The sequence below is a fragment of the Chelatococcus asaccharovorans genome, from assembly GCF_003201475.1.
Lineage (GTDB): Bacteria > Pseudomonadota > Alphaproteobacteria > Rhizobiales > Beijerinckiaceae > Chelatococcus > Chelatococcus asaccharovorans.
The window spans coordinates 441,367-449,826 of the sequence record NZ_QJJK01000007.1 but is presented as its reverse complement, the minus strand read 5'-3'; the positions used below and the strand labels follow the sequence as shown (position 1 = coordinate 449,826).

Genomic DNA, 8,460 nt, shown 5'->3' with positions numbered 1-8,460 from the left:
CTCGCCCTCATCGCCGTCGCCGACACCGATATCCCCGCAGAACTCAAGGGACGCCTCAGACCCGGCATGCCCGCCGAAATCATCTTCAATACCGGCGAGCGAACCGTCATGAGCTACCTCATGCGACCCCTCACCGACGCCATGTCAGGCGCTTTCAGAGAACACTGACGGAGCCGGCGGGGGGAACGAAGCTCCGCTACCGGATATCGCCCGGAATGGACGTCGGCCCGCCGGCGCCCGCAAGTCACGTCGAGGACAGCAAGTCACGTCGAGGCCGGCAAGTTACGTCCTGGATCGTCTCGCTCTTCCCGTCATAAGCTTCTCATACTATAGCTTATGCTGAACGTTAGAATTGCATAGCGACGAGCAATTCTGCGAACCGGGCAGGGACGACGGGAGGAACAATGCGCGGGCGATATTCGGTAAGCAGTCAGGCCACCGCGGTGGCTGACTTGGAGCATTCATCCCCTGCCGTGCGGCACCCGCGTTCTGGCGCGACCATCATCACAGCGATTCTCCTTGCCGGCCTGACGCTCGCGGGCTGTGCCATGATGCCGGAAGAGCGGCAGAGCTTCAGCCAACCGGCCACGGCGGGCCTTGCCATCACACGTGATCAGCTTGTCGGCCGCTGGGGCATCGCCTCGTTCCATGACGAAAAAGACCGCAAGCGCACCGAGGCCCAGGCGCGTGCCGGCTGCAGCCAGCCCTATGTGATCACCAAAGGCCCGACCAACGGTGTCATGATGCATGTCGCCGACGACCCGAATCTCTACGAGCTGGCGCTCAAGCGTGGCCCGGACGGCAAGACCTACATCGGCTTCGAGGCCCCGGCCGGCCATCCGCAGGACCGCGAGGTTCTTTCATTCAACGGCGACTTGCTCGTCATGCGCTTCGTCGATCCCGACGCCAATCGCCGCTACGGCACCTTCATTTTCGCGCGCTGCAGCGGTTGAAAGCCGCCGCAACAGGTTCATGTGGAGTATTGAATGCGCAAGGCCAAACACGCGACTAGCCTGCGGTCGACGGTTGGGGCGGTTATCGCCGTTCTCGCCGGACTGTCCTTCTCAGCCACGCTGGCAGGGGCTGCCCTCGCCCAAAGCGCGCCGCGCATCCCCGGCAAGGAGACGCTCGACATCGGCGATGAGCCCGGCCGTGTCTCGACCGAAGAGGTCGTCATCACCGACGGACCCTACGCGCGCCAGTTGGTCTTCTTCCGCTCGAACGAAAAGCCCGGAACGCTCGTCGTCCACACCTCGGAGCGCTTCGTCTATCTCGTGCAGGGCAATAACCGCGCCCTGCGCTACGGCATCGGCGTCGGCCGGGAGGGGTTCCAGTGGTCGGGCCTCGTCAATGTCAGCCGCAAGGCGGAATGGCCGGATTGGCGCCCGCCGCCGGAGATGATCGCCCGCCAGCCCTATCTGCCCCGCTTCATGGCGGGCGGCCCCGGTAATCCCATGGGTGCGCGGGCGCTTTATCTCGGCTCGACGGTGTTCCGCATCCACGGCACCAACCAGCCCGAAACGATCGGCCATGCGATCTCCTCGGGATGCTTCCGCCTTGCCAATGGCGACATCATCGACCTCTATGAGAGGGTCCCCGTGGGCACGAAGGTGATCATCCGCCACGGCGCCACGATCTGATTGGCGGCCGATGCGACACGACGTGACCCGGCGCCCTGGTGAGGCCGGGTCGAAGAGAAACAAGAGACGGGTGAGCAGGAGAAAGACGACCATGCTGCGAGCGGCACCATCCCGCGCCGGGTTCCCAACCACCACGCGGACGGCGCACCGTCGCCTGCGCCAAGCCCTTGCGGCGGCAGCCAGCCTTGCCGCCACCTGCCTTCTGGCACCGGCCGCCTGGGCTGCGACGCTCGACACTGTCAAGCAGCGCGGTGAATTGCAATGCGGCGTCAGCGAGGGCCTGTTCGGCTTCTCGGAAAAGGATGCCCAGGGCCAATGGTCCGGTTTCGACGTGGATTTCTGCCGCGCCGTCGCCGGAGCGATCTTCGACGATCGCACCAAGGTCACCTTCGTCCCGCTCTCGGCGAGCGAGCGTTTCAAGGCGCTGAAGGACGGCCGCGTCGACCTCCTGTCGCGCAACTCCACCTGGACGCTCGAACGCGAGGCCGGCCTCGGCCTCACCTTCGCGGGCATCACCTATCACGATGGCCAGGGCTTTCTGGCGGCACGGATGCTGGATGTATCCTCCACGCTCGAATTGGATAAGGCAAAAATCTGCGTGGAAGCCGGAACGACGACGCAACTCAATCTCAGCGACTATTTCCGCGCCAATTCCATGACCTACGAGGAGATGAGCTTCCCCAGCGCCGCCGAGGCGCTGAAAGCCTTCGAGGCCGGCCAGTGCAACGTGCTCACCCGTGATCAGTCGGCCCTCTACGCAGAGCGGCTGAAACTGGCCAAGCCGGCCGAAGCGATCGTTCTGCCGGACGTCATCTCCAAGGAGCCGCTGGGCCCGGTGACGCGCAATGACGATGTCGCCTGGTCGAACATCGTGCAGTGGGTGAATTTCGCCCTCGTCAACGCCGAGGAACTGGGCATTTCCAGCACCAATCTGGCCGAGGCGCAGGGGTCCGCCAAACCGGACGTGCGCCGCTTCATGGGCGCCGAGGGCGGGCTCGGCAAGATGCTCGGCCTCGGCGACGGCTGGGCGCAGCAGGCTGTCAAGGCCTCGGGCAACTATGCCGAAATGTACGAACGCAATCTCGGCGTACAGTCCAAGCTTGGTATCCCCCGCGGTCTCAACCAGCTCTGGAGCATGGGCGGCATTCTCTACGCCCCGCCGATTCGCTGATGCTGCATGTGGCCAGCCGGTCGGGATGATCTGTCAAGACGGGGCCTTTCAGGCCCCGTTTTCGTATCGCGCTTGGCGCGGCGCGGGCTCTGCCTCCTCAAGCCGGGCCCAGCGGCAGGCGCAAGCACGAACAACCCCGGCCGCGTGATCAGCGTCCGGCTAGCGATGGGGCGCGTCTCGGCTCGCGCCCGCCGGATCAAGCGATCCGGCGAAGCATGAAGACCAAGGACCAGCAAGCGGCCGGGGCGGCGGGCCCTCCCTCCCGCATCGACATGATGCCTCGCTCGCCGCGTTCCTCAACTTAAGATTGCGACATCAGGCGGTAATGAAGCGGCAATGCGCGCCGGCCTGTGCACCGACCGCTCCCTTGTCCGTCCGAAACAGATGCATGCGGCGCGGCCAAGCGTCCGGCGATCTGCGGTACACTCTACGGCGTATGCTGCTGCCGGCGTTCGAGCATCAGCATCAGGCCACCGGCAACCAGACCCCAGAAGGCCGCGCCGACGCCGAAGATGCTGATGCCCGAAGCGGTCGTCACGAAGGTCACGAGCGCCGACAGGCGCACGGCTTCCCGGGACAGCGCACTCGCCAAGGCAGCCGCGAGACTGGTCAGTAAGGCAAGACCCGCCACCGCCTGGATCAGAAGCGGCGGCGATGCGGCGATGAAAGCCGCGGCGAAGCCCACGCCAAGCCCAAGTGGGATATAGACGATCCCCGTCGTGACGCTGGCGATATAGCGACGTGCCGGGTCCTGACCAGCCTCCGGCCCCGCGCAGAGCGCCGCGGTGATGGCGGAGAGATTGAGGCCATGTCCGCCAAACAAGGCGACAACCCAGCTCGCCACGCCGGTCGCAACGAAAACCGGCCGGACCGCGATGTCATAGCCGTTGCTGCGCAGCACCGCGAGCCCGGGGACGTTCTGCGAGGCCATCGTGACGATGAACAGCGGAATCGCAAGGCCAAGCGCTGGCAGCAGATCCCAGACGGGCTTCACAAAAACAGCTTGCGGCCACAGATGCGCCCAGGCCTCCGCCGGGATAGGCGTCGCGAGCGCCACGATGATTGCCGTCGTCGCAACCGCGATGGGCACTGCGAAACGACGCGCGAAGGTCCAGCCGAGAGCCCAGGCCGCCACGATGGGCAGGGCAAGCAGCGGAAGCGTCGCGACAGCACGCACCGGCGCCAGACAGAGCTCGAGCAATACGCCGGCGAGCATCGCATTGGCGAGATGCAGCGGAATAGCCGACGCCGCCCGGCCCAATGGACGCCAGATGCCCGCAACGACGATGAGCAGACCGGTCAGAAGGAAAGCCGTGACCGCCACGCCGAAGCCGCCCTGCGGCACGCCGGCGCCCATCAGCAGCGCCGCGCCTGGCGTCGACCAGGCGAAGCTGATCGGCTGGCGACTGATGAGGCCGAAAACGATCGCCAACAGCCCCTGCCCGACACAGAGCACCAACAGGCCCGACGCGGCCTGCTCGGGCGTCGCACCAACGCCCGCGAGACCTTGCAGGACAATGGTGAAGGCGCTGGCGAAACCGACGACCGCCGCAAGGGCACCCGCCGCGAGCGGCTGCACCAACGCGCTTCCCGGCGAAGGCGGTGGCGGCGGCGCCGCGACCGGGGTGCGGGCGTCGTCCGAAGAATAGATTGCCTGCTGATTCATGGCGGGAGCCTGCTGGAGACCTGCGCCGACGCGCGGATCGACGATGACAAAGCCACCGCCTTATGGCATAATTGGATCCAATCAACAATTGGATATTGGATGTCAGCGCTACAGCCCATCGCCGACCTCATCGCGACGAGCGGCCTCAGGCATCGCACCGCCACAGCTTTCGTCGAGGCTACGCTGCGGTCCGCCATCCTGTCGGGGCGGCTGGCGGGTGGGACGCCGCTCCGGCAGGAGGATCTCGCCGCCGCCTTCGGCGTCAGCCGCATGCCGGTGCGTGAGGCTCTGCGACAGCTTGAAGCACAGGCGCTGCTCGACTTCGTGCCGCACAAGGGCGCCGTCGTGACGGAGATTTCAGCGGCGGACGCGGCGGATACCTACGCGATCCGCATGGCGCTCGAGCCGGCCGCGCTGGCGCTGTCTATCCCGCATCTGCGCGATGAGGATTTCACCCTGGCGGAAGACCTGATCGTCGACATGGACACGGTTGACGAGCCGGGGCGCATGGGCGAGCTCAATCGCCGCTTTCACATGACGCTCTATGGCGCGGCGGGCCATCCCAAGCTGATCGCGCTCACGGAGAGCCAGCTTGCCTCCTTCGACCGCTATCTGCGCTTCCATCTGGCGGCCAAAGGTCGCGCCCATATGTCCCAGGATGACCATCGCGCGATGGTGGCCGCCGCGCGAGAACGGGATGTCGCGACGGCTGTCGACGTGCTGCGCGGACATCTGACGACGGCCGCGCGCGCGATTGCCGCGTTCTTCGCCGCGCGTGACGACCAGTCCTCAGGGCCGCATGGAGAGAGCGCCATCCCGCCTGCAAAGGCGTGACCGCGTCGCGCTCAGGACGCCGGCTCCTTATAGCCGTGCGATGTCGCAATCAGGACGGCCCGGCGAATAGTGCTGCCCGGCTGGTCCATCAACCTCCGCAACGCGGTCAGCGGCGCGACCGATGACAATTCGAGATAGAGACCCGCGCGCGCCAGCGCCAGCTGGTCCGCCTCCGCGGCGCCCTGCGTTACGGCAACGGCCGTGCCGCCGCTGCGCCGCACCGCCTCGAAGGCCTGATAGGTGACGGTCGCCCCGGCGATCGACACCAGCGACGTTTGGCCGGGGAAGTGCCCGCGAAGATCCGCCCCCTGCATCACATCCTGCAAACGCGGAAAAGGCTCCGCAGCGACGAGACGCGGCATTGTGGCGACGCGCTGTGCCGCGATCGCTTCCGACCACCCGTGATAGATGCCCCAGATGAGATCGCCTCGTGCGGTGGGCACGACGACGACATCGGCGGCAGCCGCCTCCTCATCCTCGGCCAGTTCGTAGCCAAGGGTCTTATAGCCCTCGACACCGAAGGCATCGCTGCCGACGGGCGGATCGAGATAGTTCGTCGCGGATGCGTAGCCCTCCTCCCTCACCTTCCGGCGGACGATGACCCAACGCTCCAGGCTGTCCTCGGCGTAGATGATCTCCGCCCCGGACATGACGAGGGCCCGCCGCCAGGGCGGGCTGATGGCGCGCGTCGTCACGATCGTGCAGGGCATGCCTGCAAGCCCCGCATAGGCCGCGAGCGACGTGCCCGCGTTGCCGCTCGATGCCGCGATCACGGCCGGGGCGCCCCTGTCCTTCGCACGGGCGACGAACTGGGCGCTCATCCGATCCTTGTGGGAGCCGGTGGGATTGGCGCTTTCGAGCTTGAGATGCAGGCTCTCGAGACCCAGTTCACCGGCGAGCCGCGGCAGCGCGACAAGCGGCGTATCCCCCTCGCCCAGCGAGTCGTAGTCGCCATAGGGAAGGCGATCGGCGAAACGGCGCATGCCGTTCCGAGGCCCGTCGAGGCGCAGAGGCGGCAGGCTCTCATCATAGACGGGCACGACGCTTGCCGGGAAGGCCTCGGCGAGGCAGCGCGGGCAGCCTTCCGGGTAGTCGGCGACGGGATATCGCGCGTCGCAGCGGATGCATCGGAAGCCCACAAGGTGGCGGTTCATGATCGGCATGTCTGTCTCGTCACGGTTGGGGCAGGTCTTTGGGAAGGTCTTTGGATAGGTCTTGCGGGAGCGCGTCCCGGCTCTTCCTGCGCAAGAGGCGCGAGAGGATCGGCGGCATGACGCTGACCAGCACCGCAGCGGCCAGAAAGACGGCGCTCAACGGGCTGACCAGGAAGGCACTCAGCTCGCCATGGCCGATGATGAGCGCCTGCATCAGGCTCTCCTCGATCAAGCCGCCGAGCACGAAGGCCAGCAGAAGCGGCGCCACATCGAATCGCGCCTTGCGCAGCGCGTAGCCGACGAGCCCGAAGGCGAGCATCGTGCCGACGTCGAACATGCTGTTGTTGAAGCTATAGGCCCCGATGACGCAGAAGAAGGTGATCAGGATCGCCATGATGGCGCGCGGCACGCGCAACAGCGATACGAAGAGCCCGACCAGCGGAACGTTCAGGACGACGAGGATGAGATTGCCGACGAACATGCTGGCAATCACGCCCCAGAACAGCTCCGGATGCTCCACGATCAGCCGCGGTCCCGGCGTGATGCCGGCGAGCAGCAGCGCGCCCATGATGACGCCGATGGTCGCGTTGGCCGGAATCCCGAGGCACAGCAAGGGAATGAAGCTCGCCTGGGCGCCGGCATTGTTGGCGGCTTCAGGCCCCGCGACGCCGGCGACCGCGCCTTGTCCGAAAGCCTCCGGGGTGCGTGAGAGCTTGCGCTCCAACATATAGCTGGCAAAGCTCGAGATCAGCGCGCCGCCGCCCGGCAGAAGCCCCAGGAAGAAGCCGAGCAGGCTGCCCCGCATCACCGGCCCGGCGGATTCGCGGATCTCGCGGCGGTTCGGCATCAGGTCCCTGAGACGCCCGGCGTGGGGTATGGGAGCACCGGTGGTCTCGTCTCCTTCAGCCATCAGGAGCACCTCGCTGATGCCGAACAGCCCCATGGCGAGGATGGCGATACCGAAGCCGTCCCGCAGCGCGGGAATGTCGAAGACGAAGCGCTCGTCGCCCGAGACGAGATCGACGCCGACGGTCGCCAGCAGCAGGCCGAGCCCGATCATCGCGAGCGCCCTGATCTTGGAACTCTCCCCGACGCCCAGGACGAGCATGAAGCCCAGGATGAAGAGCGATGTCTTTTCGATAGGGCCGAAGGCCAGCGCATAATCCGCGACGCCCGGCCCGACGACGGCGATGCCGATGGTGGCGACGACGCCCGCGAAGAAACTGCCGAAGGCCGCAATGGCCAGCGCCGCGCCGCCACGCCCCTTGCGCGCCATCTGGTAGCCGTCGATACAGGTGATGACGCTCGCGGCCTCGCCGGGAATCTTGACCAGGATCGAGGTGATCGACCCGCCATACATGGCGCCGTAATAGATCCCGGACAGGAGGATGACGGCGCTCGTCTTGTCGAGATACACCGAGATCGGCAGCAAGAGGCTGATCGTTGCCGTCGGCCCGAGACCAGGCAGCACGCCGACAGCCGTGCCGACGATGCAGCCGGCAAGGGCGATCAAGAGGTTTTCGGGAGAAACGGCCTGGCCGAAACCCAGCGCGAGGTTGCTCAGGACATCCATCAGAAACCCCAGATCCAGCCCAGCGGAAGCGGCACGAGCAAGAGCCGCTGGAACAAAAGCCAGCTTCCCAGAACTGCCACGGCCGCCACGGCGACGGAGCGGCCGAGCGACAGATGCTCGACCCAGCGCAGGATCGCGACCGCCATCAATCCCAGCGCCGGCAACAGGCCGATGAGCGCCGTCAGCGGCAAAAGCAGGACGAAGCCGACCCCATAGGCAAGGGGCGCCGGATGCACGGTGAAGCCGGACGGCAGCCCGCGTTCGCGGATCGCCACGCCGAGACAGGCGACGATGACCAGGCTTGCCCCGACCAGCGGCATCAGGCCGGAGCCCGGCATGCCGGACATCCAGATGTCATAGTGGAGGACGCTGTAGACCAGCGCGGTGGCTGCCACAGCCATCAAGACGAGAGCGCCGCGCAT

At 66.4% G+C, this 8,460-nt stretch carries 8 protein-coding genes; 4 read left to right on the top strand and 4 right to left on the bottom strand.

The window, feature by feature from the left end; all coding sequences use genetic code 11:
* Positions 1–443: 443 nt before the first annotated feature.
* The 3 genes from C7450_RS18920 to C7450_RS18910 all read left to right on the top strand — a co-directional run bounded on the left by C7450_RS18920 (position 444) and on the right by C7450_RS18910 (position 2,811).
* The gene (locus C7450_RS18920; RefSeq protein WP_146227394.1) at positions 444–953 is read left to right on the top strand and encodes a hypothetical protein; all 510 of its coding nucleotides are present in this window, start codon (positions 444–446) and stop codon (positions 951–953) included.
* A gap of 33 nt (positions 954–986) precedes the next feature.
* Complete coding sequence (locus tag C7450_RS18915; protein ID WP_110375972.1) at positions 987–1,640, top strand: L,D-transpeptidase; 654 nt, start codon at positions 987–989, stop codon at positions 1,638–1,640.
* A gap of 91 nt (positions 1,641–1,731) precedes the next feature.
* Positions 1,732–2,811 carry an amino acid ABC transporter substrate-binding protein gene (locus C7450_RS18910; RefSeq protein WP_110375971.1) on the top strand — a complete coding sequence of 360 codons (1,080 nt, stop codon included), beginning with the start codon at positions 1,732–1,734 and terminating at the stop codon, positions 2,809–2,811.
* A gap of 427 nt (positions 2,812–3,238) precedes the next feature.
* Here the strand turns inward: C7450_RS18910 and C7450_RS18905 are convergent, their stop codons facing one another.
* Positions 3,239–4,477, bottom strand: a complete 1,239-nt coding sequence (locus C7450_RS18905; protein WP_110375970.1) for a benzoate/H(+) symporter BenE family transporter — start codon at positions 4,475–4,477, stop codon at positions 3,239–3,241.
* A gap of 99 nt (positions 4,478–4,576) precedes the next feature.
* On the opposite strand from C7450_RS18905, the gene C7450_RS18900 reads away from it, so the two are divergent.
* A complete protein-coding gene (locus C7450_RS18900) occupies positions 4,577–5,311 on the top strand; it encodes a GntR family transcriptional regulator (protein ID WP_110375969.1) in 735 nt (244 codons plus the stop codon).
* An 11-nt stretch (positions 5,312–5,322) separates the two neighbouring features.
* Here the strand turns inward: C7450_RS18900 and C7450_RS18895 are convergent, their stop codons facing one another.
* The 3 genes from C7450_RS18895 to C7450_RS18885 are packed head-to-tail and all read right to left on the bottom strand — an operon-like array spanning position 5,323 to position 8,460.
* Positions 5,323–6,474, bottom strand: coding sequence for a threonine synthase (locus tag C7450_RS18895; RefSeq protein ID WP_110375968.1), 1,152 nt, complete (start codon positions 6,472–6,474; stop codon positions 5,323–5,325).
* A gap of 10 nt (positions 6,475–6,484) precedes the next feature.
* A complete protein-coding gene (locus tag C7450_RS18890) occupies positions 6,485–8,038 on the bottom strand; it encodes a tripartite tricarboxylate transporter permease (protein ID WP_110375967.1) in 1,554 nt (517 codons plus the stop codon).
* Positions 8,038–8,460: a tripartite tricarboxylate transporter TctB family protein gene (locus tag C7450_RS18885; protein ID WP_110375966.1), complete on the bottom strand. Its 423-nt coding sequence runs from the start codon at positions 8,458–8,460 to the stop codon at positions 8,038–8,040. Before C7450_RS18885 ends, C7450_RS18890 begins: the two co-directional genes overlap by 1 nt.